The following is a 23,909-nucleotide window of genomic DNA, read 5'->3' on the forward strand; positions in this document are numbered from 1 at the left end:
ACGCCCGCCGACCGCCCCGCGGACGGCAACCCGGGTACCCGCCGTCGCTCCACCGGGTGACAGCGCAGGTGAGTTGTCCCACAACGGCCCACCGCGGAGGAGCGACGGCACGCTTCGCGCTTTACGCTCGACTCCACGCACGCCCCGTCGCCCTCCCCGTCTCCGTGTAACGTCCACGGACCGTCCACGGAGGTTCCCGCTCCATGAAGCTCACCGTCGTCGGTTGCTCCGGCTCGTTCCCCTCAGCGGAATCGGCCTGCTCGAGCTACCTCGTCGAGGCCGACGGCTTCCGGCTGCTCCTCGACATGGGCAACGGCGCCCTCGGTGAGCTGCAGCGGCACTGCGGCCTGTACGACCTCGACGCGGTCTTCCTCAGCCACCTGCACGCGGACCACTGCATCGACATGTGCGGCTACTTCGTCGCCCGCTACTACCGCCACGAAGGCGGCCGCTGCGGCACCATCCCCGTCTACGGCCCCGAAGGCACCGAGAAGCGCCTGACCACGGCCTACGAGGACGTCCCCGACGAACGCTCCATGAGCGAGGTCTTCGACTTCCGCACCCTGAAGCCCGGCGCCTTCGAGATCGGCCCCTTCCAGGTCCGCACCGAACGCGTCTCCCACCCCGTCGAGTCCTACGCCATCCGGCTCGAACACGGCGGCCGCAGCCTGACCTACTCCGGCGACACCGGGGCCTGCGACGAACTGGGCCTGCTCGCCGAAGGCGCCGACCTGTTCCTCTGCGAGGCCTCCTTCACCCACGGCAAGGAGGACATCCCCGACCTCCACCTCAACGGCCGCGAGGCCGGGGAGTTCGCCAGCGCCGGCCGGGTCGGACGGCTCGTCCTGACGCACATCCCGCCGTGGACGGACGCCCGGCGCAACGTCGCCGACGCCCGCTCCGTGTACGGGGGCCCGGTGGACCTCGCCCGCGCGGGCGCCGTCTACGAGGTCTGACCCGTACGGGGAGCCGCCGTACCCCGTGCGCGCCGCACCGCGGCACGCCGAAGCCCCTGCCCTTCCGGAAGGAAGAGCAGGGGCTTCGGCGTGGGTGACGCAGTGGTGCCGGGGGCCTACTTCGCCTCGGCCTTCTCCATCTCGGCGATCTCCTCGTCGGACTCGCGGCCCGGGGTGGGGAGGTTGAACTTGAGGATCGCGAAGCGGAAGCCGAAGTAGTACACCGCGGCGAACACCAGGCCGATCGGCAGGATCATCCAGGCCTGGGTGGACTTGCTCCAGCCCAGTCCGAGGTCGATCAGGCCGGCGGAGAAGGTGAAGCCCGCGTGGACGCCCAGGGCCCAGGTGACGGCCATGGAGATGGCGGTCAGCACCGCGTGGATCGCGTACAGCAGCGGCGCGATGAACATGAACGAGAACTCGATCGGCTCGGTCACACCGGTGACGAACGAGGTCAGGGCGAGCGAGACCATCATGCCGGTGACGGCCTTGCGGCGCTCGGGGCGGGCGCAGTGCGCGATGGCGAGGGCAGCGGCCGGCAGACCGAACATCATGATCGGGAAGAAGCCCGTCATGAAGAGTCCGGCGTTCGGGTCACCCGCGAAGAAGCGGTTCAGGTCGCCGTGGACGACGTCGCCCGCTGCGTTGGTGAAGTCACCGATCTGGAACCAGGCGACGGTGTTGACGAACTGGTGCATGCCGATCGGGATCAGACCGCGGTTGATCAGGCCGAAGAGGCCGGCACCGCCCGCGCCGAGGCCGGTCATCCACTCGCCGAAGTTGGAGATGACGTCGCCGATCGGCTCCCAGACCAGGCCGAAGAAGACACCGGCGATGACGCCGACGAAGGCCATCATGATCGGGACGAGGCGGCGGCCGTTGAAGAAGCCGAGCCAGTCGACCAGCTTGGTGCGGTGGAATCGCTGCCACAGGACGGCGGCGAGCAGGCCCATGATGATGCCGCCGAGAACACCGGGGTTGTTGTACGTCGCGGCGACGTCGACACCCTTGTTCTCGGTGGTGTTGATGATCGCCTCGTGCACCGGGAAGGCGGTGAGCACGTTCTTGTAGACGAGGAAGCCGACCAGCGCGGCGAGCGCGGTGGAGCCGTCCGCCTTCTTCGCGAAGCCGATCGCGACACCGATGCAGAAGAGGAGCGGCAGGTTGGTGAAGACGGCGTCACCGGCGGTGGCGAACACCGTGGCGACCTTCCCCCAGCCCAGACCGTCCTTGCCGAAGACGTCCGGCTGGCCGAGGCGCAGCAGGATGCCGGCGGCGGGCAGCACGGCGATCGGCAGCTGGAGGCTGCGGCCGACTTTCTGAAGGCCCTGCATCAGGCCGGAGCCCCGCTTCTTGGCGGGAGCGGCGGTAGCCGTACTCATCAACTTCCTCCATTGGGCAAGGCGCCGCCCGGGGACATGGAAGGGGGAGGCGGCGTCTCAGAAAGGGGGACCGCGGGGCGTTGCACGCCCGCGTGGTCTACACCACTAAGTGGTGTAGACCAGTTTTAGCACGGTGAGGTCCGCGTAAGGAACCCCCGGTTCCGTGGTGGCGGACACATCAGCATATGAACGACAAAGGCCCCCGGACCCATGGGGTCCGAAGGCCTTGGCGCCCGGGACGAACGGCAGACAGTCCGTCCCGCGGTACTACTTCACGTTCTCCCGCTCCATCTCCGCGATCTCCTCGTCCGACTCCCGCCCCGGCGTCGGAATGTCGAACTTCGTGATCGCGAAGCGGAAGACGGCGTAGTAGACCACCGCGAAGCACAGCCCGATCGGGATGATCAGCCACGGCTTCGTCGCCAGGCTCCAGTTGATGACGTAGTCGATCAGGCCCGCCGAGAAGCTGAAGCCGTCGTGCACCCCCAGCGCCCAGGTCACCGCCATCGACACGCCCGTCAGCACCGCATGCACCGCGTACAGCGCCGGCGCGATGAAGAGGAACGAGTACTCCAGCGGCTCCGTGATGCCCGTGACGAAGGACGTCAGGGCCACCGACAGCATCAGGCCGCCCACCTGCTTGCGGCGCGCCGGCTTCGCGCAGTGCGTGATCGCCAGCGCCGCCGCCGGCAGCGCGAACATCATGATCGGGAAGAACCCCGACAGGAACTGCCCCGCCTTCGGGTCACCCGCCAGGAACATCGCGATGTCACCGTGCACGACCTGCCCGTCCGGCTTCGTGAAGCTGCCGAACTGGAACCACACCGGCACGTTCAGGAACTGGTGCAGCCCGATCACCAGCAGCGCACGGTTCGCGACGCCGAAGATCCCCGCGCCCCACGAACCCAGCCCGATCAGCCAGTCCGAGAAGCTCTCCAGCGCGTCGCCGATCGCCGGCCACACCCCCAGGCAGAGCACGGCGAACACGATCGCGACGAAGGCCATGATGATCGGGACCAGGCGCCGCCCGTTGAAGAAGCCGAGCCAGTCCACCAGCTTCACCCGGTGGAAGCGCTGCCAGAACCAGGCCGCCAGCAGCCCCATGATGATGCCGCCGAACACCCCCGGGTTCTGGAAGGTGTACTCGGCGAACAGGTCGCCCTGCGCCAGGCATCCGCCCTTGATGTCCTTCGTGCCCGTCGGACACGCCTTGGGGAAGGCGTGCAGGACGCTGCGGTAGACGAGGAAGCCGACCACCGCCGCCAGGGCCGTCGACCCGTCCGCCTTCTTGGCCATGCCGATGGCCACGCCGATGCAGAAGAGGAGCGGCAGGCCCAGGTCCGCGTTGAGCAGCGCGCCGCCCGCGCTGGCCATCACCTTGGCGACGTCCGTCCAGCCGAGGCCGTCCTTGCCGAAGACGTCGTCCTGGCCGAACCGGTTGAGGATGCCTGCCGCGGGAAGGACGGCGATGGGCAGCTGGAGGCTCCGGCCCATCTTCTGGAGCCCCTGGAAAATGCCGTTCCACCACTTCTGCTCCGGCACTGCTGCGGCGCTGCTCGCGCTCATCGGCGTCCTCCCTGGCTGGCCGTTCGACGGCCCGTTTTTGGCAGTTGCGACACGTGCGGCACACTGGTGTAGACCACTTCTGACGCGGTCGCACGCGCCCGCTCCGCGGGGCCCCCCGGGGGCCGGCGGGCGGGGTGGTGCTGATCGCTATGATTCGGCACATACGGGACATGTGCCCGTGTGAATGGGCCAACCGTGGGCTACCGTGACAGATCGGACGCTCACGCGGAGTATGCGCCGCCGAGACTCGTTCTTCGTAGAACTCAGGGAGAAACAGATGGCCACCAAGGCTGAGAAGATCGTCGCCGGGCTCGGCGGTATCGAGAACATCGAAGAAGTCGAGGGCTGCATCACGCGCCTGCGCACCGAGGTCATCGACCCCACCAAGGTCGACGAAGCCGCCCTCAAGGCCGCCGGCGCCCACGGCGTCGTCAAGATGGGCACCGCCATCCAGGTCGTCATCGGCACCGACGCCGACCCCATCGCCGCCGACATCGAAGACATGATGTGAGCCGAGCGAGCTGAGCCCGCCCGGCCCGCCCACCCCGCTCCCCCCACCGGCCGCCCAACGGCCGGACGAGAAGACCCCGTCCCCGGGCCCACCCGGACGGGGTCTTCCCACACCGCCGTACCGCCGCCCCGCACCGACTAGGCTCGGATCCATGTCTCGCATCGACGGCCGTACCCCCGAACAGCTCCGCCCCGTCACCATCGAACGCGGATGGAGCAAGCACGCCGAGGGCTCCGTCCTCATCTCATACGGCGACACCAAGGTCTTCTGCACCGCCTCCTTCAGCGAAGGCGTCCCGCGCTGGCGCAAGGGCAGCGGCGAAGGCTGGGTCACCTCCGAGTACTCGATGCTCCCCCGCTCCACCAACACCCGCGGCGACCGCGAATCCGTACGCGGCAAGATCGGCGGCCGCACCCACGAGATCTCCCGCCTCATCGGCCGCTCGCTGCGCGCCGTCATCGACTACAAGGCCCTCGGCGAGAACACCATCGTCCTGGACTGCGACGTCCTCCAGGCCGACGGCGGCACCCGCACCGCCGCCATCACCGGCGCCTACGTCGCCCTCGCCGACGCCGTCGCCTGGGGCCAGCAGAAGAAGCTGATCAAGGCCGGCCGCAAGCCGCTCACCGGCACCGTCGCCGCCGTCAGCGTCGGCATCGTCGACGGCGAACCCCTCCTCGACCTCTGCTACGAGGAAGACGTCCGCGCCGAAACCGACATGAACGTCGTCTGCACCGGCGACGGCCGCTTCGTCGAGGTCCAGGGCACCGCCGAAGGCGAACCCTTCGACCGCAAGGAACTCAACGCCCTCCTCGACCTCGCCGCCGGCGGCTGCGCCGACCTCGAAGCCATCCAGCGCGGAGCGCTCCAGCTGTAGGGACGCTGCACGCGCATCCCGGCGGCGCGACCGGCGGCAACCGCGCGGCCGGATTCCGCGTCTTGACGAGTACGGGCGCACAGTGTCAGAACTGTGCGCCCGTCCACGTCACCGGCCACCGGGGGAAACCACATGTCCCAGCACCGCCACCACCGCCTTCGCCTGTCCGCCGTCCTCCTGGCGGCCGCCCTCACCGTGCCCGCCCTGACCTCCTGCGACGCGATCTCCACCGCCATGGACTGCGCGAACACGGCCGTGGCCATCACCGACGGCGCCAACGACCTCCAGCAGGCCGTCTCCCAGGCCGGCAACAGCCCCCAGGACGCCCAGAACGCCCTCGACCAGATAGAGCGGAACCTCAAGAAGGTCGGCGACCAGACCGGCAACGCCGACCTCGGCAAGGCGGTCGACTCCATGACCACGGCCGTCAAGAACGTCCGCACCTCGATCGAAGGCGGCAACACCGCCCCCGACATCACCCCCGTCGCGGACGCGGCCAAGGAGATCTCCAAGGTCTGCACCCCGGGCTGACCCCCGGCCGGGGTGAGGGCGGCCGACGGGATAATGGGGACATGACCTCGACGCCCTCCACCCCCGCCACGCCCCCGGCGCGCCCCCGCCTGATCCTGGCCACCCGCAACGCGGGCAAGGTCACCGAGCTCCGCGCCATCCTGTCCGACGCCGGCCTGCCGCACGAGCTGGTCGGCGCGGACGCGTACCCGGAGATCCCCGACGTCAAGGAAACCGGCGTCACCTTCGCCGAGAACGCCCTGCTCAAGGCCCACGCCCTGGCGCAGGCCACCGGACTCCCGGCCGTCGCCGACGACTCGGGCCTCTGCGTGGACGTACTGAACGGCGCCCCCGGCATCTTCTCCGCCCGCTGGGCCGGCACCCACGGCGACGACCAGGCGAACCTGGACCTGCTGCTGGCCCAGCTCGGCGACATCGGCGACGAACACCGCGCGGCCCACTTCGCCTGCGCCGCCGCCCTCGCCCTCCCGGACGGCACCGAACGCGTCGTCGAGGGCCGCCTCCCGGGCACCCTGCGCCACGCCCCCGCCGGCACCGGCGGCTTCGGCTACGACCCGATCCTCCAGCCCCTGGGCGAGACCCGCACCTGCGCGGAACTCACGGCGGCGGAGAAGAACGCCATCTCCCACCGCGGCCAGGCCTTCCGCGCCCTTGCGCCGGTGGTCCGGGAGCTGCTGGGCTGAAGGCGACATGCAAATGGCCTGCGAATCAGTCCTTCGATTCGCAGGCCGTTGCTGTGCGGCGGAAGGGATTCGAACCCTCAAGCCGTTTCACGGGCCACAGATCCTAAGTCTGCTGCGTCGCCGTTGCGCCACCGCCGCTAGCCGCCTGCCATGATACCGGCAGGCGGCTGAGGGGCGGCAGAAGATCACCGCGTTGGTCTGCGGGGCCCTCCCCGGCACCAGGTGGTGGTGAGCGCGTGGCAGTTGGGGCACAGCAGTCGCAGGTTCTCGCGGCGGTCATCACTCCAGTCGCCGTTGATGTGGTCGACCTCCAGCGTCATGGGACGCCCGCCCCACTCCGGAGGGGTCCCGCACCGGGCGCATTCGTCAGGAACACCGATCTCGCGGAGAGCGCGTCGCAAGAGCTTGGTTACGGTGCGCCGCTCGCCTTCGTGCAGTACGAGGATCTGGGCGGCGGTCTGGGCGGGGACGGGGCCTGGTTTGCCGCGTTGATGTGCCTGCCCCAGGAAGTGCGACGTGTCGAGCCCCGCCGCACGAATCCTTGAGCCGCTGGGGGTGTGGCTCGACGCCGTAGCGGGCGATGACCTCTTCGATGCTCTTGCACTCGGTGGCGGCCTCGGTCAGGCGCTCCCGCGTGTAGTGGGCCCCGCGCGTCATCGGCGTCCCTTGCCGCGGCCTCGGTACGTGTCCGTGGTGGAGTGGCAGTTGGGGCAGAGGAAGCGCAGGTTCTCCGCGCGGTTGTCGCGCCAGTTGCCGTCGATGTGGTCGACCTCCAAGGGCAGGGGCTCTCCTTGCCATGTGGCGTCCATCTCGCACATGGCGCAGCGCTCCTCGCGCCCGGTCTCCAGCAGTGCGCGGCGGCGGCGCGAAGTGCGACGTGTCTATGCCGAAGGTTTTCACCTTGCGGCTGATGTGGGTGTGGTGGCCGCCGACTACATCGAGGCCTATTCGCCTGAGCACCTCGCACATCGTCGTGGAGGCGGCGACGGCCTCCGCGAGGATCTCTCGCGTCCACTTGGTGCTTTCTGGTTGGAAGTGCGACGTGTCCACGCCCAGCTTGCGCATGCGTTCGTGCAGGTAACGCCTCCGCGACGGGTTCTTCGGTTCCACCCCCAATGCTTGGAGCGCTTCGGACAGTGTCCGAGCCCCCTGCGCCGCCTCCGCCAGGCGTTCCTTCGTGTACGGGCTGATCGGCATGTTCGCGTCCCTCCGGTTGCGGCCGCGCGTGCGGCCCTCGTACGGAGTAACGGACCGATAGTCGGACGGTTACGGGGGTTTTCGTCCGATAAGCGGAGTGGCCCGCACCGGTTCGGTGCGGGCCACTCCGTTGGCGCAAAGGGGGCGGGTCAGATGCCCAGGTCCTTGATGATCTTGGCTACGTGGCCGGTGGCCTTGACGTTGTAGAGGGCGCGCTCGACCTTGCCCTCCTCGTCCACCACCACCGTGGAGCGGATGACCCCGGTGACCGTCTTGCCGTACAACTTCTTCTCGCCGTAGGCGCCGTAGGCCGTCAGGACCTCCTTTTCGGGGTCGCCGACCAGGGTGACCTTGAGGGCTTCCTTCTCGCGGAACTTCGCCAGCTTCTCCGGCTTGTCGGGGGAGACGCCGATGACGTCGTAGCCCGCCGTGGCCAGGACGGCGAGGTTGTCGGTGAAGTCGCAGGCCTGCTTCGTGCAGCCCGGAGTGAGGGCTGCGGGGTAGAAGTAGACGATGACCTTGCGGCCCTTGTGGTCGGCGAGCGAGACCTCGTTGCCGTCCGCGTCGGGCAGGGTGAAGGCGGGGGCGGTGTCGCCCGGCTGCAGTCGCTCGCTCATGTCTCAGCAGTCTCCTCGGGAGGGGATCGGTACGGGACGAGACTAAGCTGACAGACTGTTCACGGCGGACTACGCCCCTTACGACCAGGACCACGACGACGGAGGCAGCGCGGTGCCGGAAGCCAGGACCCCCGAACAGATCGAGGCGGACATCGTCCGCAGGCGCGGGCAGCTCGCCGAGACGCTCGACGAGATCGGTGTGCGCGTGCACCCGAAGACGATTGCAGGGGACGCCAAGGCCAAGGTCGCCGGGATCGTGGACCACACGGCGGGCCGCGCCTTCGTCGCCGTCAACCGTCTGGTCACCGACGTGAAGGGCGGCCTGCGCCACGAGGACGGCGCTCCGCGCATCGAGCGGATCGTGCCGGTCGCGCTGGTCGCCGTGGCCGTCGTCGGGCTGCTCGCGCTGGGCGCCCGCCGCAAGCGCGCGTGACGCGGGCGGGTAGGTTCGGGGCGTGAGCGAGAACAGCACCCACGACGACAAGCTGCCCATCCGCATGCTGCACGACCGCGTGCTCGTACGGTCCGACTCGCCCGAGGGCGAGCGCCGCTCGGGCGGCGGGATCCTGATCCCGGCGACGGCCGCGGTGGGCAAGCGCCTGGCGTGGGCGGCCGTGGTCGCCGTCGGGCAGAACGTGCGCAGCGTGGAGCCGGGTGACCGGGTGCTGTACGACCCCGAGGACCGGGCCGAGGTCGAGGTGCGCGGGGCGACGTACGTCCTGATGCGCGAGCGGGACCTGCACGCGGTGGCCGCGGAGCGGCTGGAGGGGGCCGAGGACTCCACCGGCCTCTATCTCTGACCCTGCATTCCAGCAGTGCGCGAAGGGCCCGGTGACCGAGGTCACCGGGCCTTTCGGCTGTTTTGGGCCGGGTTGGACCGGTTTTTGCTACGGTGGGGGGATTCCCGACGAGACGCGCCGTACCGGGTTGGACAAGACGACGCACCTGATGTCCGTTCTCGTCGGAAGGTGCCTGTCGTGGCCTGGGTCCTGTTGCTGCTCGCCGGTCTGATCGAAGTGGCGTGGTCGATCGGTATGAAGTTCACCGAGGGTTTCACCCGGCTGTGGCCCAGTGTGTTCACGGGCGCCGGGATCGTCGCGAGCATGGTGCTGCTGTCCATCGCGGCGAAGACGCTGCCGATCGGTACGGCGTACGGCGTGTGGGTCGGGATCGGGGCCGCGGGGGCGGCGGTGCTGGGGATGACCCTGCTGGGTGAGCCCGTGACCGCCGCCCGGATCTTCTTCATCTGTCTGCTGCTGGTGGCCGTGGTGGGGCTGAAGGCGACATCCGGTCACTGACCGAGCGGGTCGGGTCCTTCCGTGGTGGCGCCCCGGGTGCCCTCCGTCGTCGCGCCGCCCTGGCCGCCCTGGTCGCCCGCCGTGGTGCCGCCGCGGTTGCCCTCGGTGGTGCCGCCGCGGTTTCCGGCGGTGGTGCCCGCGGTGGTGGGGGTTCCGGTGGTGCCGCCCGTGGTGGGGGTTCCGGTGGTGCCCCCGCCGCCGGTGGTCGGGGTGCCGGTCGTGCCGCCGTTGCCGGGGGTGCCGTTGGTGCCTCCGCCCCCGGTGGTGGGGGTCGCGGTGGCGCCGCCGTCGTCGGGGGCCGGGGGCCGGCCGGACGGCGTGTCGGGGGTGACGGGCGAGGGCGGAGGCGGGGGCGGCAGGCCGCCGCCCGGCTGGAGGTCCAGTTCGAAGTCCTGCGGGTCGCTGCCGTCCAGTGCGGCCTTGGTGTACGCCGCCCAGATGCGGGCGGGGTAGCCGCCGCCGCCGATGCGGGGTTCGCCGAGGGCGCCGTAGAGGGATTCGGGGGTGCCCTTGTCCGGGTCCTGGCCCATCATCGAGACGACCGTGACCAGGTCCGGGGTGTAGGCCGCGAACCAGGCGGAGCGGTCCAGTTCGGCGGTGCCGGTCTTGCCGGCCGCCGGGTGCCCGGCGGCGAGGGCGGCCGTTCCGGTGCCGTTGTCGACCACGCTGACCAGCATCGACGTGGTGGTGTCGGCGGCTTCGCGGGTGACCGCCTGGCGTGCGGAGCGGTCGGGGAGGGGTACGGTCTCGTCGCCCTTGGCGATCTTCTCGACGAAGGTGTACGGGGTGTGGCGGCCGTGGTCGGCGAGGGTCGCGTAGGCCTGGGTCATGTCGAGGACGCTGGCCTGCACGGTGCCGAGCGCGATGGCGGGGCCCGCGTCGAAGTTGGGGGTGTTCTCGGGGATGCCGAGGGCGATGGCCGTCTGCTTGACCTTGGCGCCGCCGACGTCGACGGCCATCTGTGCGTACACGGCGTTGACGGAGAGGTCGGTGGCGGTGCGGACGGTGATGTTCCCGTACGAGGCGTCGTCCTCGTTGGAGGGGAAGAAGGGGATCCGGCTGCCGACCACCGGGCGCTTGTTGGTCCCGTTGTAGACCGTGTTCGGGGTGATGGTGCGTCCGTCCTGGGTGCGCGAGCCGTTCTCGACGGCGGCGGTGAAGACGAACGGCTTGAAGGTGGAGGCCACTTGGTAGTCGTGCCGGGTGGCGTTGTTGACGTACTGCTTGGTGTAGTCGATGCCGCCGTACAGGGCGACGACCTTGCCGGTGACGGGGTCGATGGAGGCGCCGCCCGCGCGGACGACGCGGTCCACGGGGCGGGCGGCCGGGTCGAGTTTGCCGAGCAGCTGCTTCTGGACGGCGTCGACGAAGGCGTTCTGGCGGCGTTTGTCGATGGTGGTGGTGATGCGGTAGCCGCCTTCGGAGAAGGTCTTGTCGTCGAGGATCTTGCGGTCGACGATGTACTCCTTGACCGCCTCGACGAGGTAGCCGCGCTGGCCCGAGAGCCCCGAGGCGGGGCGGACCTTGCCCGGTTCGGGGAAGGTGGCGGCGGCCCGTTCGGCGGCGGGCATCCAGCCCTTCTTCACCATGCCGTCGAGGACGTAGTTCCAGCGGGCGAGGGCGCGGGGGCGGCCCTGGGGGTGGGCGACGACGTCGAAGGCGCTGGGGGAGTTGAGCAGGGTGGCGAGGTAGGCGCCCTCGGCGGTGGTGAGTGTGCCGACGTCCTTGCCGTAGTAGGCCTGGGCGGCGGCTTGGATGCCGTAGGCGTTGCGGCCGAAGTAGCTGGTGTTGAGGTATCCCTCCAGGATGTAGTCCTTGGACTTCTCGCGGCCGAGTTTGATCGCGATGAAGAATTCCTTGGCCTTGCGCTTCAGCGTCTGCTCCTGGCCCAGGTAGTAGTTCTTGACGTACTGCTGGGTGATGGTGGAGCCGGACTGGGTGCCCTTGCCGGTCGCGGTGTTCCAGGCGGCGCGCAGCATGGCTTTGGGGTCGACGGCCCGTTCGGAGTAGAAGTCGCGGTCCTCGGCGGCGAGTACGGTTTCCTGGACGGTCCGCGGGATCTCGGAGAGCGGGACGTTGACGCGGTTGACCTCGCCGTCGCTGGCGAGCGGGGAGCCGTCCGCGTACAGGTAGACGTTGGACTGGGCGGTGGCGGCGGCGTTCGCGGGCGGGATGTTGACCAGGAGGTAGCCCGCGACGAGGGCGCCGCCGATCAGCAGGGCGAGCAGCAGGAACGTTGCGAGCAGCATGCGCCAGGTGGGCAGGGCGCGGCGCCAGCCGGTGCGTGCGCGGGTGGGGGGCCGGGGTGCCTTGGGGGGGCCGGTCGCACCCTTCCCCTTCTTCTTCCCCTTGTCCTTGGTTCCGGCCGGCGGGAGGGGTGTGGCGGGGGAGTCGGGGTCCCGAGGGGTCCAGCCCGGGGGTGGTGACGGGTCGCTCATGTCTCCGGGGCTCCTCGGCGCGTACGAAATATCCGTGTTGTACCTCATGGTGTCTACCCGATGGCCGGTGATTGCGCTGATTCCGCACTGGACAGGGGTAAATCCCTCGCGTGGACCGCCCCGCCCGCACTAAGCTCGCGCGCTTTGGCCGTCGTGGGAACAACGTGCAAACGGAGGAATGGGTGCACAGGACCACGGACAGGACTTCGGACACGACGCGGGACAGGACTTCGGACAGGACTTCGGGCCGGGTGACTCGGGAGGGCGGGCACCGGCGCGCGGCCGGGACCGCGCGCCTCTACGCGGCCGTCGCGGCGGGCGGCTTCCGCCGCTTCGCCACCTACGGAACGGCGACGGCCGCGGGGGTGTTCACCAACACCGTCTTCGGTTTCATCGTCGCGTACACCTACATCGCGCTGTGGGAGCAGCGGCCGGGTCTCGGCGGTTACGACCAGGCGCAGGCCCTGACCTTCGTGTGGGTCAGCCAGTCCCTGCTGGCCGCGGGCGCGCTGATCGGCGGGGGGTTCCAGGAGGAGATGCAGGAGCGCATCCGTACGGGGGACATCGCGGTCGACCTGTACCGGCCGGCCGACCTCCAGATGTGGTGGCTGGCCGCCGATCTGGGGCGTGCGGCCTTCCAGTTGCTGGGGCGCGGGGTGGTTCCGCTGGCGGCGGGGGCGCTCGCCTTCCGGCTCGCGCTGCCGGCCGCACCGGGGCGCTGGCTGCTCTTCCTGCTCTCGGTGCTGCTCGGGCTGGTGGTGAGCTTCGCGCTGCGCTACCTGCTGGGACTGTGCGCGTTCTGGCTGCTGGACGGGTCCGGCATCAACATGGTGGCCACCCTCGTCTCGATCTTCTTCTCCGGGATGCTGCTGCCGCTGACGGTCTTCCCCGGCGGGTTCGGCGAGGTGGTCCGGATGCTGCCCTGGTCGGCGATGCTCCAGGTGCCGCTGGACGTGCTGATGGGCACGCACGCGGGGGCCGGGGGGACGGCGCGGGCGCTGGGGTTCCAGGCGGTGTGGGCGGGCGCGCTCCTGGGTGCGGGGCGGCTCGCGCAGGCGGCGGCGACGCGGAAGGTGGTGGTCCAGGGTGGCTGAGGCGCGGGGGGTGTCCGTCCGCGGGGCGGCGGGGGAAGCGGGGCGGGTGCGGGCGCTGGCGCCGGATGTGCCCGATGGGCCGCAGCTGCCGGGTGAGCCGGACGGGCCGGGGGATTCGGGTGAGCCGGGTCTGTCCCGTGTGCCGGGCGGGCTGGGCGGGGACGGGGGAGAGGGTGGGCGCTTCGGCGTCTGGCGGCAGGCGGGCGCCGGGCTGCGCGGCTACGGCCTGATCGTGGCGATGTGGATCCGGGCGACCATGACCTACCGGACCTCCTTCCTCATCGCCGTCTTCGGGAACGCGGCCGGGTGCCTGCTGGACTTCGTCGCGATCTACATCATGTTCCGGCACGTGAGCGTCCTCGGCGGGTTCACGCTGCCCGAGATCGCCCTGCTGTACGGGTCCTGCTCGGCCTCCCTCGGTCTCGCGGACCTGCTGCTCGGGAACACCGGCCGGATCGGCACCCGGATCCGTGACGGTTCGCTGGACACGATGCTGGTCCGCCCGGTGCCGGTGCTGGCGCAGGTCGCCGCGGACCGGTTCGCGCTGCGGCGCCTGGGGCGGGTGGCGCAGGGGCTGGGGGTGCTGGTCTGGGCGGTGTCGGCGCTGGACGTGCACTGGACGGCGGGGCGGGTGCTGCTGGTGCCGGTGATGGTGGTGGCGGGGGCCGCGATCTTCGGGGCGGTGATCGTGGCGGGGGCGGCGTTCCAGTTCGTCGCCGGGGACGCCGCGGAGGTGCAGAACTCCTTCACCTACGGCGGCAACACGATGCTCCAGTACCCGCCGGGCATCTTCGGCAAGGAGCTGCTGCGCGGGGTGACCTTCGTGGTGCCGCTGGCCTTCGTGAACTGGCTCCCGGCCCTGCACGTGCTGGGGCGGCCCGATCCGCTGGGGCTGCCGGGGTGGGTGGCGTACGCGAGCCCGCTGGTCGCGGGGCTGGTCCTGGTCCCGGCGTCGTGGGCGTGGCGGGCGGGGCTGCGCTCGTACCGGAGCACGGGGAGCTGAGGGGTGGGGGGACAGCGCTACAGGTGGGGACATCGACACGGATACGGGAAGAGGTGCGGCGGTGGGCGTGGACGAGGGCGTGGACGAGGGAGCGGGGGGCCGGGTGCGGGAGCCGCTGATCGAGCTGGCGGACGTACGGAAGGTGTTCGGCGTCCGGCGCAGGACCGGGCTGCTGCGCCGGGAGAAGGTGCAGGTCAAGGCGGTGGACGGGATCAGTTTCGCGGTCGCGCGGGGTGAGATGGTCGGCTACATCGGACCCAATGGCGCGGGGAAGTCCACCACCATCAAGATGCTGACCGGCATCCTGACGCCGACCGGCGGGCGGCTGCGGGTCGCGGGCATCGACCCGGCGCGCGAGCGGACGCGGCTGGCGCACCGGATCGGGGTCGTGTTCGGCCAGCGCACCACCTTGTGGTGGGACCTGCCGCTGAAGGATTCGTACGGGTTGATGCGGCGGATGTACCGGATCCCGGCGGACCGGTTCCGCCGGAACCTGGAGCGCTGCGTGGAGCAGCTGGACCTGGGCGCGCTGCTCGACGTACCGGTGCGTCAGCTGTCGCTCGGGCAGCGGATGCGCGGGGACATCGCGGCGGCGCTGCTGCACGATCCGGAGGTGCTGTACCTGGACGAGCCGACGATCGGGCTCGACGTGGTGAGCAAGGCGAAGGTGCGCGGGTTCCTGCGGGAGCTGAACGGGCGGCAGGGCACCACGGTCCTGCTGACCACGCACGACCTCCAGGACATCGAGCAGCTGTGCGAGCGGGTGATGGTGATCGACCACGGACGGTTGATGTACGACGGCGCGCTCGCCGGGCTGCACGCCGCCGGGTCCGCGGGACGCGGCGAGCGGACGCTGGTGGTGGACCTGGAGCGGGACCTGCCGCCGATCACGGTGGCGGGTGCGCGGGTGGTGAAGGTGGAGGGGCCGCGGCAGTGGCTGGCCTTCCCGGCGGAGGCGTCGGCGGCGCCGCTGGTGGCGGCGGTGGCGGCGCGGTACCCGCTGGTGGACCTATCGGTGCGGGAGCCGGACATCGAGGACGTGATCGCGCGGATGTACGCGGGGCGGGAGTAGGCGGGAGCAGGGGGCGTTGCGGGGAGGGTGGGAGCGGGCGCCGGGGGTGGTGACGCGGGGTGGGGGTGGCGTTAACGGGCCATGGGGGTGCGGTGGTAACGGGCCGTGAGAGTGCGGTGGTTGGGGTCGCCCCTACGGTTCGGGCGGTCGTCTGCATAGGCTGTGCCGTATGAGTGACGAGCGGCCGCAGAAGCCGTTGCCGGAGCTGAGGGCGTCCGACGCCGACCGCGAGCGGGTGGTGGAGCGGTTGCGCGACGCCGTCGCCGAGGGACGGCTCGACATGGAGGAGTTCGAGGAGCGGCTGGAGGCGGCCTACCGGTCGCGCACGTACGCCGAACTGGAGCCGCTGACCATCGATCTGCCGGCGCCGGGGCAGGTCCCGGGCGGGCCGGTGTCGTTCAGCAAGCAGCCGGTGCCGTCGTCGGAGCGGGGGGCTTCCGCTGGGGAGTCCTGGCCGGCGCGGATCGGCGGGCGCGGCACGTCGTCGTGGGGCGTGGCGATCATGTCCGCCTTCCAGCGCAAGGGGGCGTGGACGGTGCCCGCGCGCTTCACGGCGGTGGCGTTCTGGGGCGGGGGCGAGATCGACCTGCGCGAGGCGCGCTTCGAGGAGCGCGAGGTGGTGATCGACTGCGTCGCGATCATGGGCGGGATCGAGATCGTCGTGCCGCCGGGCGTGGAGGTCGACGTACGGGGCATCGGGGTGATGGGTGCCTTCGACCACCGGGACATGGCCGTTCCGGCGGAACCGGGCGCTCCGCGGGTGGTCGTGAACGGTCTCGCCTTCTGGGGCGGGGTCGAGGTCAAGCAGAAGGCGCGCAAGATCCCGGGTCGCGGGGGCCGGGCGCGGCGCAAGGAGCTGTAGCTGTAGGTGCGCCTGTAGCTGTGGGTGTGGGTGTGGTCGTGGCTGTGGGTGCGGCTGCAGTCGGCCGTAGCGGGGCTGGTGCGGTGGGTGGTGCCGGGGACACGCCGGGTGGTGGCGGGAACTCCGCGGCCGCCCCGGGAGTCGGATGCTATGCAGACACACCGGCGCCCCCGGGGGAAGGCAGGAACCCGTGAACGACACAGGGACGAGCAACGGACGGCCGCCGCCGCCGGCAGGGTCGTGGACATCGCCGCTCGGAGGGCAAGGGGGTCTTCCGGCTCCCGGCGCGCCCGCGGCCCCCGGTGCCCCCGGCCAGTTCGTGTTCAACGCGGCGGACGAGGAGCGGCAGCGCGGCGTCCGCCGGATGAAGGCGACGGCGACCGGCCTGCTGGTCCTGGTCGCGCTGGTCTACGTCCTCGCCAAGTGGGCCCAGCACGCGGGCGGCGGCGGGGACGGCGGCTGGGCGGGCTACGTCGCGGCCGCGGCCGAGGCGGGCATGGTCGGCGCGCTCGCGGACTGGTTCGCGGTGACGGCGCTCTTCCGGCGCCCCCTCGGCCTGCCGATCCCGCACACCGCGATCATCCCGACCAAGAAGGACCAGCTAGGCATCTCCCTCGGCGAGTTCGTCGGCGAGAACTTCCTGTCCTCCGAGGTCGTCCGCGCGCGGCTGCACGCGCTCGGCATCGGCGGCCGGCTCGGCTCCTGGCTGGCCGAGCCCGCGCACGCCGACCGGGTCACCGACGAGCTGGCGGCCGCGCTGCGGGGCGCGCTGACCGTGCTGCGCGACTCCGACGTCCAGGCCGTCGTCGGCGAGGCCATCACGCGGCGCGCGGAGAACGCGGAGATCGCGCCGGGCATCGGCAAGACGCTGGAGCGGATCGTCGCGGACGGCGGCCACCGGCGCGCCGTGGACCTGGTGTGCGTCAAGGCACACGATTGGCTGGTCACGCACGGCGAGTCGGTGATGGACGCGGTCCAGGGCGGGGCCCCCGGCTGGACCCCGCGGTTCGTGGACCGCAAGATCGGCGACCGCGTGTACAAGGAGCTGCTGCGGTTCGTCACGGAGATGCGGGACATGCCGGAGCACCCGGCGCGCGGGGCGGTGGACCGGTTCCTGAGCGACTTCGCGGCCGATCTCCAGTCGGACACGGACACCCGCGCCCGGGTCGAACGGCTCAAGTCCGAGGTCCTGGCGCGCGGCGAGCTCCAGGACATCATCGCGTCGGCGTGGTCGGCCGTGCGCACGATGATCCTGTCGGCAGCGGAGGACGAGCAGAGCGAACTGCGCCTGCGCGTACGGGCGTCCCTGCTAGCCCTCGGCTCGCGACTGGCCACGGACGGCCGCCTGCAGGCGAAGGTGGAGGGCTGGATCGAGGGCGCGGTGGTGTACGTCGTGACCACCTACCGGACCGAGATCACCTCGCTGATCACGGACACGGTGGCGGGCTGGGACGCGGAGCACACCTCGCGCAAGATCGAGGCCCACATCGGCCGCGACCTGCAGTTCATCCGGATCAACGGCACGGTGGTGGGGGCACTGGCCGGGCTGCTGATCTATACGGTGAGCCGGGCGTTGGGGGGGTAGGGGGGCTGGCTCCTGGCCCCGGCTCCGGGCTTGGCCCTGGCCCCGGGCTTGGCCCTGGCCCCGGTCCCGGCCTTGGCCCCGGCACCCGGGCCCGGGTTCCGCTCTTGGCTGTGGGGCCGCGGTCGTCGCCCGGCCTTGGCCAGGTTCTGGTCTCGGCTCAGGTCTCGCTTTTGTCCCGGCCCGGGGGTGGGGCGGGGCCCCGGGGCCCGCGGCGCCTTGGGCGTGGGCGCCCCGGCCTAGGGCCTCGGTTCGCGGGGCCGGAGCGTCGGCTTACGCCCGGTCGGCGACGGCCCAGGAGGCGGCGGCCACGACCCCGGCCACACCGAAGACCGCGGGCCAGGCGCCGATCTTCTTGGCCAGCGGGTGCGATCCGGCGAAGCCGGCCACGTACAGCGCGCCGAGCCCGGCCGCCGCGGGGGCGCCCGCCCGCCGGTGCCATTCGCGCCCCGCGACGAGTCCGGCCGTACCGAGGACGACGCCGCCGAGCGGGCGCTTGCGCGTCCACCGCGCGACGGCGTAGCCGCCGACCAATCCTGCCGCGGCCACCACCGAGGTCGGTACCGGTGCTGCCATGTCCATTCCCTCCGCCGTTCGAACGCCCTACGCTGCTGCTCCGCGCGGCGTCCACTCCCCGCCGCGACTCACACGAGGCTAACGCGGCGCGCGGTCGGGACGGCGTGAGGGGCCGACGCGGCACGGGCGCCGGAGCGGGGGCGCGAAACGGCGCGGCCGCGGGGGCGCACGTACGGCTAGCGCGACCGCCGTACGACCCGGCGAGCCCCCAAGGCCCCGCCGAGCAGCACGGCCCCGCCGACGACGCCGTGCGGCACGCCCGGCGGCAGCATGGCCACCACCCCCAGGACCAGGAAGAACGCCACCGCACACACGCCGAGCCCGCGCAGGAATCCGTCCACGACCGTCCGTACCTCCCTCGACGAAGCGGGCCAACGGCACGGGCGCCACCACCGTGACAACGCCCGCGCCCCCGCCCCTGACACGGCACGACCGCGGATCTGCCGGGATCGCCGGGATCCGCCGGGAACCTCCCGATCGAGGCATGCGCCACACCAGGCAACCGCGGGGGCGTAGATTCGCTCTCCGCAGGAGAGAAACCACCCAACCCACCCCAGGAGCGGACAACCGTGATCTGCTACGGACCGGCCGTCCTCGACCTGACGGACGAACTGGTCGACACCTACGCCGATGTCTTCTCGGGCCCCCCGTGGAACGAAGGCGAAGAAACCATTCGTCAGTTCGCGGCCCGCCTGCAGTCCGATACCCGCCGACGCGGCTTCCGTACCGCCTTCGCCCAGACCGCAACCGGCATCGACGGCTTCGCCACCGCCTGGCTGACCCGCGCCCCCTTCCCCGCCGACCGCGGCTACGCCCAGGTCACGGCCCAGCTCGGCCGCCCCCGCGTCCGGCGGCTCCTGGTCGACGCGCTGGAGGTGGACGAACTCGCCGTACGCCGCCACGCCCGCGGCCAGGGCACCGGCCGCGCCCTGCTGGCCGAGATCACCGCCGACGCCCCCGACCGCCGCGCCTGGCTCCTCACCGCCCGCGCCGCCACGGACACCGTCGCCACCTACCGCCGCCTCGGCTGGCACGAGGTGACCCCCCTCCCGGGCACCGAGAACGCCGTGATCGTCTTCCTCTCCCCGGACCACCCGGAAGCCACGACGGCCTCGGCGGCGGCCTGACCCGACCGGCGCGCCGACCGCCCCGGCCGGAGGGGCCGAGGTGGCCGCCTCGGCGGCCGACCGCTCCCGTCGGCCACGGCGTAGCCCTGATCCCCGGCTACGCCGGCGGTTTAAGTGCCACGCCTTGACGACCGCCCGCCCCGACGTCCGGATTCCCGCCCGCACGGCCGGGACCGCTGATGGCTTCGGTGTCCTCGGCAGCCGCCCGGCCGTGGCCGCTGAGCCACCCGTGCGCCCGCTCCCACAGCGGCCCGGCCCCCCGGAGGCCGACGCTTCGAGGCAGCCCCGACGGGCATATCGGGGGCATGATCACCGAACCCACCGCGACCGCGCGGACGACCCCCGCCACCCACACCACCCACACTGCCCCCGCCGGCCCGCAGGGTGAGTCCCTCGCGTCGCTCGCGCGCCGCCAGTCGAACCTGGCGACCTACCACCAGCTCAAGGCCGCCCGGATCCCGCCGGCCACCATCGCCGGGCGCACCCGCCCCGGCGGGCCCTGGCAGCGGCTGCTGCCGCGGGTCTACCTCCTCCAGACCGGACCGCCCGACAGCCGCCAACGCGCCCTCTCCGCCGTCCTGTACGCCGCCCCGCCCGCCGGGGACGACCCGCTCGGCGGGACGGCGGCCGCCCTCACCGGCGGAGCCGCCCTCGCGCTGATCGGCGTACGGGACGCCCCGGCGACCCCCCTCGACGTCCTGGTCCGGGCCCCGCGTGCGGTCACGCCCGCCCCCGGGGTACGGACCCTGACCACTTCCCGCTGGCCCGCGACGATCACCGTCTCCGGCATCCCGAGCACCCGCCCCGTGCGCGCGGCCGCCGACTTCGCGGCGCGAGCCGATGACCCGGGCTTGGTCCGCTCCGTCCTGGCGAACGTGGTCCAGGCCGGCTGGTGCCACCCGCACGACCTGCACGGCGAACTCCGCGCCTCCCGCACCCTGGGCCGCCCCGCGGTCCGCGGCGCGGCCGCCGAACTGGTGGCCGGGGTCCGCTCGATCGCCGAGGCCCGGGCCCGCGACACCCTGACGGCCACGGACCTGCCGACCCCGCTGTGGAACGCCCGCCTGTACACCCGCGACGGCGCCTTCCTGGCGAGCCCGGACGCGTACTGGCCGGACGAGGGCGTGGCCCTGGAGATCGACTCGGCGGAGTACCACTACACGCGCGCCTCCTGGCACGCCACCCTGCGCCGCCGCCTGCGCCTGGAGGCCCACGGCGTCCTGGTGGTCAGCGCGACCCCGTCGATGATCCGCGACACCCCCACGGAAGTCACCGAAGCCCTGCGCACCCTCCTGTCCCTCACCACCCCCCGCCACACCCCACCCACAGCCACGGCCCGCGGCCATCAGCAGCTCGACCTGTTCCCACCCGGGTGAGCCAGCGGACCTAGCCGGCGGGTGTGGAATACGACCACACGTCGGCTGGCAAGGGGTGGTGGAGACGCCACTCGATGGCCATGGGGCCACTGCCCTCGTGCCGGATGTAGTCGGCGGGGCCCAGGAAGATCGAAGGGTACGGCCGACCGATGTCGTTCGTCTTGTAGCGGCGAACGAAGAGAAGCACGTGCGAACCGCGGTTCTTGTGGCTCTGGTACCGCATACCCGTGGCAGAGGTTTCAGACGTCCTGTTTTGAGATTCCCAGTGGAACGTCGATTCGCTCATCGCGTAATCCTTGAATCGTGTCTGAGGAGAGAAATCCTTCTCTTGTTTGTCGAGCGTAACGAAGAGGGCATCTGAGTTTATTTCAGGGCACCACCTGGCTCCTTCCTGGAAATGTCCGGGAAGGAAGCCATCAAGCTTTGAAATTCCTAGAGCCGGGAGTATTTCCTCGCGACTGTAGGAAGAATGAATGGTAAGAGGGAAATCGGAGGGATGTCCGGTCATATGGATGGGCAGGTGGTCCGCCTGTTGGAACGTGTAGGCGAGTACCTGCCTCAGCTCGTCACGGAAGTCCCGGTGTGCCCGGATGGCGTTCAGGCCGTCTTGGTAGGTGGTGAACGTGCCACCTAGGGGCCACAAAGAGAAGAAGAACATCCGGGCGAAAGCCTGTTGTTCAGTGTCGAGTTGCTCATAGAGCGGTGCGTCGTCCGAGAGTAGGTCGGTGTACGCGCGGAATCGTTTCGGATCGTCAACGTGGAGAAAAGCTGGGACACGCTTCAGTAGTTCTGCCTCGTCGAGGTGTGCAGGACTGGTGATCAGTTTCGCCTGATGGAGTAGATATGTCCAAGACCCTTTGCCTCCGCGATAAACGTCCTGAATGTCGCGACCGCTTTCCTTGAGATATTCGGCAAGGTTGCGCGTTCCGTAGGTAGCGACTTCTTTGGCGAGTTTGGTGACGTTGGCTTTCAGTTGCTCTTGAATATTACCGATGATCAACTCTTTGGACTTCGGCTCAAGGATGATTTCGCACCCTGAAGGAAGAAGTGGAAAATCATCTCTGATGGAAGTGAGGAGGCGTTTTCCGGTTAGGTTGGTAAGGGCGCGGAACTGTTCCTCGAATCGGAATTCTTTCCGGTGTTGCCCGATGAAGTCGAGAACCGTCAGGACGGGTTTGCTCGCGCTGCGCCGTAGACCCCGGCCGAGTTGTTGGAGAAACACCGTAGCGCTTGACGTGGGTCGAAGGAGTAGCAGTGTGTCCACATCAGGGATGTCGAGTCCTTCGTTCAGCAGGTCCACTGAGAAAATCACGTGTAGGCGACCTTCTCTCAGGTCCTCCAGCGCTGTGCGGCGCTCTGGTTCCGGGGTGTTGCCTGATAGAGCCACTGCTCGATATCCGGAACGCACGAAGAAATCCGCCATGAAGTGAGCATGTTTCACGGAGACGCAAAAGCCCAAGGCGCGCATCTCGTCGGGATTGCTGTGCTTGTCTTGGAGAGCGTTGCGGACCAGTTCGGCCCGCTTCTCATTATCGGTAAAGAGCTCACTCAACGCCGACACGTCGTATCCGCCTCGCTTCCACGCGATGGCTCTCATGTCCGTCTCGTCCGTGATCCCGAAGTAATGAAAGGGGCTCAGGAGGTCGTTCTCCAGGGCTTCCCACAGTCTCATCTCGGCGGAAATTTTGCCGTCGAAGAATTCATCCTGGATGACGAGCCCGTCCGCGCGTTCCGGGGTGGCAGTGAGGCCGAGGAACTCTGTGGGTTCAAAGTGGTCAAGAATTTTTCGATAGGTGTCCGACGTTCCGTGATGGAATTCGTCGATGACGATCACATCGAAATAGGTAGGTGAAATTTTATCCAGTGTGCGAGTATGCAGGGATTGCACACTCGCGAAGACGTGTCGCCGTTCGATCGAACTTTCTCCGCCAATAAACAGCTCGCCGAATGCCCCATCGTTCAAAATGCGGCGATATGTTCGCCGTGATTGATCGAGGATTTCCCTGCGGTGGGCGACGAATAGCAGGCGTAGGTTGTGGCCAAGTCTTTTTCGAAGCTGCTTGAAGTCCAAGGCCGCCATGACGGTCTTCCCTGTCCCGGTCGCGGCGACGAGCAAGTTCTGATGCCGGTCATGGAGGATTCGCTCGGCTTCCAAGCGGTCCAGCATGTCACGCTGGTACGGATGGGGATCAATCTCGCCTGCATGGCTGATGTTGTAGGCGGCCTGTCGATTTCCGGAGTCGATACCTCGGGCCGCCTGTAGCGCCTTGTCCAGCCGGTCGCCGTCGCGGTCGGGGTCGTAGGGCTCGAAGGCGTGGTGAGCCCAGTAGGACTCGAAGGTGGATTCGAATTTCTGCATGGGTGCAGGGGTAGAGACAGAAGACAGGCGGACGTTCCATTCCAGGCCATCGAGAAGCGCCGCTCTGGAAAGATTGGAACTTCCGACGTAAGCGGTATTGAAGTCGCTTCGTCGCCTGAAGAGCCAAGCTTTTGCGTGGAGGCGGGTCGAGCGAACTTCGTAATTAACCTTTACTTCAGCATTGAAGTCGCGGACGAGTCGATCCAGGGCGCCGCGCTCGGTAGCGCCGATATATGTCGTCGTGATGACCCGTATGGGAACTCCACGATCAGCCGCTGCTCTGAGCTGCTGGTCCAACACTCGCAGGCCGGTCCACTTGACGAAGGCGCACAAGAGGTCGATGTGGTCCGCCGTAGCCAGCTCGGCTCGCAGCTCAGTCCCAAGGTTGGGTTCTTCGGGCGCGTTGGTGATCAACGCGGATTCGGAGAGCGGAGTGGTGGGCCGCACTCTGTAGGGATCGGCCGCTCCCTCTTCCGCGACAGCAAGTAGTTGGGACGGCCCTGCTGCGATGACGCTCGCTAGATCATTGGACCCAGTCAGGTTGCCGAGATGTCTGAGTAGCTCGTTGGCAGCCTTGACTTGCTCGCTAGGTTCCAATTGTTCTAGCGCCCGAGCGATTGCGTCGGCCACATGACGTGTAAGGACCTGCGCGGACGAGTCGTCGCTGATGGATTTGCGTATGACGACTCGTCCAGCGGCAATGATCTCCGCCAACTGAGTCTCGAGGCCCGTCGTGATGAGGGTCTCGTGGAGGCCGGTGGCCGGCCTCCGGGGGCTCGGGAACGAACCAGACATGACGGAG

21 protein-coding genes, 1 tRNA gene, 3 pseudogenes and 1 riboswitch are annotated in these 23,909 nt (G+C 69.8%); of the genes and pseudogenes, 15 read left to right on the plus strand and 10 right to left on the minus strand.

Going from position 1 to position 23,909, the window contains the following annotated elements:
• Positions 1-203: 203 nt before the first annotated feature.
• Positions 204-956, plus strand: coding sequence for an MBL fold metallo-hydrolase (locus ABZY31_RS03870; protein WP_356404505.1), 753 nt, complete (start codon positions 204-206; stop codon positions 954-956).
• Between the two features lie 116 nt (positions 957-1,072).
• Here ABZY31_RS03870 and ABZY31_RS03875 read toward each other — a convergent pair whose 3' ends face one another.
• Together ABZY31_RS03875 and ABZY31_RS03880 are read right to left on the minus strand one after the other, a co-directional pair.
• Entirely contained in the window at positions 1,073-2,338 is a 1,266-nt protein-coding gene (locus ABZY31_RS03875; RefSeq protein WP_356404507.1) for a PTS transporter subunit EIIC, read from the minus strand.
• A 267-nt stretch (positions 2,339-2,605) separates the two neighbouring features.
• Positions 2,606-3,904, minus strand: coding sequence for a PTS transporter subunit EIIC (locus tag ABZY31_RS03880; protein WP_356404509.1), 1,299 nt, complete (start codon positions 3,902-3,904; stop codon positions 2,606-2,608).
• A gap of 232 nt (positions 3,905-4,136) precedes the next feature.
• Here ABZY31_RS03880 and ABZY31_RS03885 point away from each other — a divergent pair, with 232 nt between their 5' ends.
• The 4 genes from ABZY31_RS03885 (at position 4,137) to rdgB (ending at position 6,506) form a co-directional block, all read left to right on the plus strand.
• Positions 4,137-4,415, plus strand: coding sequence for a PTS glucose/sucrose transporter subunit IIB (locus tag ABZY31_RS03885; RefSeq protein WP_356404511.1), 279 nt, complete (start codon positions 4,137-4,139; stop codon positions 4,413-4,415).
• Positions 4,416-4,566: 151 nt separating this feature from the next.
• Positions 4,567-5,292 carry a ribonuclease PH gene (gene rph, locus ABZY31_RS03890; RefSeq protein ID WP_356404513.1) on the plus strand — a complete coding sequence of 242 codons (726 nt, stop codon included), beginning with the start codon at positions 4,567-4,569 and terminating at the stop codon, positions 5,290-5,292.
• Between the two features lie 132 nt (positions 5,293-5,424).
• Positions 5,425-5,823, plus strand: coding sequence for a hypothetical protein (locus ABZY31_RS03895; protein WP_356404514.1), 399 nt, complete (start codon positions 5,425-5,427; stop codon positions 5,821-5,823).
• A 41-nt stretch (positions 5,824-5,864) separates the two neighbouring features.
• Complete coding sequence (gene rdgB, locus ABZY31_RS03900) at positions 5,865-6,506, plus strand: RdgB/HAM1 family non-canonical purine NTP pyrophosphatase (protein ID WP_356404516.1); 642 nt, start codon at positions 5,865-5,867, stop codon at positions 6,504-6,506.
• A gap of 54 nt (positions 6,507-6,560) precedes the next feature.
• On the opposite strand, the gene ABZY31_RS03905 is transcribed toward rdgB, so the two are convergent.
• The 4 genes and pseudogenes from ABZY31_RS03905 to bcp all read right to left on the minus strand — a co-directional run bounded on the left by ABZY31_RS03905 (position 6,561) and on the right by bcp (position 8,320).
• A tRNA-Leu gene (locus ABZY31_RS03905) sits at positions 6,561-6,644 on the minus strand.
• Positions 6,645-6,691: 47 nt separating this feature from the next.
• Positions 6,692-7,030: pseudogene (locus ABZY31_RS03910) on the minus strand (HNH endonuclease); the annotation flags it as partial.
• 129 nt (positions 7,031-7,159) lie between these two features.
• Positions 7,160-7,703: pseudogene (locus ABZY31_RS03915) on the minus strand (HNH endonuclease signature motif containing protein).
• Between the two features lie 149 nt (positions 7,704-7,852).
• Complete coding sequence (bcp, locus tag ABZY31_RS03920) at positions 7,853-8,320, minus strand: thioredoxin-dependent thiol peroxidase (RefSeq protein WP_356404518.1); 468 nt, start codon at positions 8,318-8,320, stop codon at positions 7,853-7,855.
• Between the two features lie 112 nt (positions 8,321-8,432).
• Between bcp and ABZY31_RS03925 the strand changes: the two genes are divergently transcribed.
• The 3 genes from ABZY31_RS03925 (at position 8,433) to ABZY31_RS03935 (ending at position 9,618) form a co-directional block, all read left to right on the plus strand.
• Complete coding sequence (locus ABZY31_RS03925) at positions 8,433-8,753, plus strand: DUF3618 domain-containing protein (RefSeq protein ID WP_356404520.1); 321 nt, start codon at positions 8,433-8,435, stop codon at positions 8,751-8,753.
• Between the two features lie 22 nt (positions 8,754-8,775).
• Positions 8,776-9,120, plus strand: a complete 345-nt coding sequence (locus tag ABZY31_RS03930) for a co-chaperone GroES (RefSeq protein ID WP_356404522.1) — start codon at positions 8,776-8,778, stop codon at positions 9,118-9,120.
• Between the two features lie 81 nt (positions 9,121-9,201).
• Positions 9,202-9,266, plus strand: a riboswitch (guanidine-III (ykkC-III) riboswitch).
• 31 nt (positions 9,267-9,297) lie between these two features.
• Positions 9,298-9,618, plus strand: coding sequence for a multidrug efflux SMR transporter (locus ABZY31_RS03935; protein WP_356404524.1), 321 nt, complete (start codon positions 9,298-9,300; stop codon positions 9,616-9,618).
• Here the strand turns inward: ABZY31_RS03935 and ABZY31_RS03940 are convergent.
• Entirely contained in the window at positions 9,612-12,056 is a 2,445-nt protein-coding gene (locus tag ABZY31_RS03940; protein WP_356404526.1) for a transglycosylase domain-containing protein, read from the minus strand. The genes ABZY31_RS03935 and ABZY31_RS03940 overlap by 7 nt on opposite strands.
• Before the next feature lie 251 nt (positions 12,057-12,307).
• On the opposite strand from ABZY31_RS03940, the gene ABZY31_RS03945 reads away from it, so the two are divergent.
• From ABZY31_RS03945 to ABZY31_RS03965, 5 genes and pseudogenes are all read left to right on the plus strand, one after another.
• On the plus strand, positions 12,308-13,150 hold the full coding sequence (locus ABZY31_RS03945) for an ABC-2 family transporter protein (protein WP_356404528.1): 843 nt from the start codon (positions 12,308-12,310) through the stop codon (positions 13,148-13,150).
• Positions 13,151-13,388: 238 nt separating this feature from the next.
• Positions 13,389-14,153, plus strand: coding sequence for an ABC transporter permease (locus ABZY31_RS03950; RefSeq protein WP_356404852.1), 765 nt, complete (start codon positions 13,389-13,391; stop codon positions 14,151-14,153).
• Between the two features lie 79 nt (positions 14,154-14,232).
• Positions 14,233-15,225, plus strand: a complete 993-nt coding sequence (locus ABZY31_RS03955) for an ATP-binding cassette domain-containing protein (RefSeq protein WP_356404854.1) — start codon at positions 14,233-14,235, stop codon at positions 15,223-15,225.
• 169 nt (positions 15,226-15,394) lie between these two features.
• Positions 15,395-16,087 (plus strand): DUF1707 domain-containing protein, encoded by a 693-nt coding sequence (locus ABZY31_RS03960; RefSeq protein WP_356404530.1) that lies wholly within the window; start codon positions 15,395-15,397, stop codon positions 16,085-16,087.
• A gap of 316 nt (positions 16,088-16,403) precedes the next feature.
• Positions 16,404-17,672 (plus strand): annotated as a pseudogene (locus ABZY31_RS03965) (DUF445 domain-containing protein); the annotation flags it as partial.
• A 270-nt stretch (positions 17,673-17,942) separates the two neighbouring features.
• On the opposite strand, the gene ABZY31_RS03970 reads toward ABZY31_RS03965, so the two are convergent.
• Positions 17,943-18,245, minus strand: a complete 303-nt coding sequence (locus ABZY31_RS03970; protein ID WP_356404532.1) for a hypothetical protein — start codon at positions 18,243-18,245, stop codon at positions 17,943-17,945.
• A 176-nt stretch (positions 18,246-18,421) separates the two neighbouring features.
• Positions 18,422-18,586, minus strand: coding sequence for a hypothetical protein (locus tag ABZY31_RS03975; protein WP_356404533.1), 165 nt, complete (start codon positions 18,584-18,586; stop codon positions 18,422-18,424).
• 228 nt (positions 18,587-18,814) lie between these two features.
• Between ABZY31_RS03975 and ABZY31_RS03980 the strand changes: the two genes are divergently transcribed.
• Together ABZY31_RS03980 and ABZY31_RS03985 are read left to right on the plus strand one after the other, a co-directional pair.
• Positions 18,815-19,372: a GNAT family N-acetyltransferase gene (locus ABZY31_RS03980; protein WP_356404535.1), complete on the plus strand. Its 558-nt coding sequence runs from the start codon at positions 18,815-18,817 to the stop codon at positions 19,370-19,372.
• Between the two features lie 305 nt (positions 19,373-19,677).
• Positions 19,678-20,748, plus strand: a complete 1,071-nt coding sequence (locus tag ABZY31_RS03985) for a hypothetical protein (protein ID WP_356404537.1) — start codon at positions 19,678-19,680, stop codon at positions 20,746-20,748.
• A gap of 10 nt (positions 20,749-20,758) precedes the next feature.
• Here the strand turns inward: ABZY31_RS03985 and ABZY31_RS03990 are convergent, their stop codons facing one another.
• A complete protein-coding gene (locus ABZY31_RS03990; RefSeq protein WP_356404539.1) occupies positions 20,759-23,902 on the minus strand; it encodes a DUF3427 domain-containing protein in 3,144 nt (1,047 codons plus the stop codon).
• Positions 23,903-23,909 lie beyond the last annotated feature (7 nt).

The sequence above is a fragment of the Streptomyces sp. NPDC006529 genome, assembly GCF_040611795.1.
Lineage (GTDB): Bacteria > Actinomycetota > Actinomycetes > Streptomycetales > Streptomycetaceae > Streptomyces.

Excerpts from the sequence above, each read along its gene's own strand:
- ABZY31_RS03875 (WP_356404507.1), bottom strand. The coding sequence starts at position 2,338 with ATGAGTACGGCTACCGCCGCTCCCGCCAAGAAGCGGGGCTCCGGCCTG.
- ABZY31_RS03990 (WP_356404539.1), bottom strand. The coding sequence starts at position 23,902 with ATGTCTGGTTCGTTCCCGAGCCCCCGGAGGCCGGCCACCGGCCTCCAC.
- ABZY31_RS03895 (WP_356404514.1), top strand. The coding sequence starts at position 5,425 with ATGTCCCAGCACCGCCACCACCGCCTTCGCCTGTCCGCCGTCCTCCTG.
- ABZY31_RS03960 (WP_356404530.1), top strand. The coding sequence starts at position 15,395 with ATGAGTGACGAGCGGCCGCAGAAGCCGTTGCCGGAGCTGAGGGCGTCC.
- bcp (WP_356404518.1), bottom strand. The coding sequence starts at position 8,320 with ATGAGCGAGCGACTGCAGCCGGGCGACACCGCCCCCGCCTTCACCCTG.
- ABZY31_RS03940 (WP_356404526.1), bottom strand. The coding sequence starts at position 12,056 with ATGAGCGACCCGTCACCACCCCCGGGCTGGACCCCTCGGGACCCCGAC.
- ABZY31_RS03950 (WP_356404852.1), top strand. The coding sequence starts at position 13,389 with ATGTGGATCCGGGCGACCATGACCTACCGGACCTCCTTCCTCATCGCC.
- ABZY31_RS03985 (WP_356404537.1), top strand. The coding sequence starts at position 19,678 with ATGATCACCGAACCCACCGCGACCGCGCGGACGACCCCCGCCACCCAC.
- ABZY31_RS03970 (WP_356404532.1), bottom strand. The coding sequence starts at position 18,245 with ATGGCAGCACCGGTACCGACCTCGGTGGTGGCCGCGGCAGGATTGGTC.
- ABZY31_RS03880 (WP_356404509.1), bottom strand. The coding sequence starts at position 3,904 with ATGAGCGCGAGCAGCGCCGCAGCAGTGCCGGAGCAGAAGTGGTGGAAC.
- ABZY31_RS03870 (WP_356404505.1), top strand. The coding sequence starts at position 204 with ATGAAGCTCACCGTCGTCGGTTGCTCCGGCTCGTTCCCCTCAGCGGAA.
- ABZY31_RS03885 (WP_356404511.1), top strand. The coding sequence starts at position 4,137 with ATGCGCCGCCGAGACTCGTTCTTCGTAGAACTCAGGGAGAAACAGATG.
- rph (WP_356404513.1), top strand. The coding sequence starts at position 4,567 with ATGTCTCGCATCGACGGCCGTACCCCCGAACAGCTCCGCCCCGTCACC.
- rdgB (WP_356404516.1), top strand. The coding sequence starts at position 5,865 with ATGACCTCGACGCCCTCCACCCCCGCCACGCCCCCGGCGCGCCCCCGC.